This window comes from Pseudomonas sp. R62, from assembly GCF_000257605.1.
Classification (GTDB): domain Bacteria; phylum Pseudomonadota; class Gammaproteobacteria; order Pseudomonadales; family Pseudomonadaceae; genus Aquipseudomonas; species Aquipseudomonas atacamensis.
Map to the genome: position 1 here is coordinate 1 of NZ_AHZM01000947.1, position 655 is coordinate 655.

Sequence of the window (655 nt, forward strand, 5' to 3'; positions counted from 1 at the left end):
GGGAACTTGTCCTACGGTTCCCGGTCAATTTTCGCAGTGCTTCACTGCACGAGTTATGTGAGTCGGAGGTTTTTTCGTATGACCACTTCTTTGCAACCTGCCTATGCCTTGGTCCCGGGTGCGAACCTGGAAGCCTACGTGCACACGGTCAACAGCATTCCATTGCTGACGCCTGAGCAGGAGCGTGAACTGGCCGAGAGTCTCTACTATGAGCAGGATTTGGGGGCGGCTCGGCAGATGGTGCTCGCCCACCTGCGTTTTGTCGTACATATCGCCCGTAGCTACAGTGGCTACGGCCTGGCCCAGGCTGACCTGATCCAGGAAGGCAACGTCGGCCTGATGAAGGCCGTGAAACGTTTCAACCCTGAAATGGGTGTGCGTCTGGTGTCGTTTGCTGTGCACTGGATCAAGGCGGAAATCCACGAGTTCATCCTGCGCAACTGGCGCATTGTGAAAGTCGCGACCACCAAGGCCCAGCGCAAGCTGTTCTTCAATCTGCGCAGCCAGAAGAAACGTCTGGCGTGGCTGAACAACGAGGAAGTCCACCGCGTGGCCGAAAGCCTCGGTGTGGAACCCCGTGAAGTGCGTGAGATGGAAAGCCGCCTGACCGGCCATGACATGGCCTTCGACCCGGCCGCCGAAGCGGACGACGACA

Annotated in this window: 1 protein-coding gene; it reads left to right on the plus strand. The window is 58.3% G+C overall.

What is annotated here, in order from left to right; genetic code table 11:
- Positions 1-78 precede the first annotated feature (78 nt).
- Positions 79-655: RNA polymerase factor sigma-32 (locus OQK_RS01290; RefSeq protein WP_016770757.1), on the plus strand; the 577-nt coding region annotated here is incomplete at its 3' end.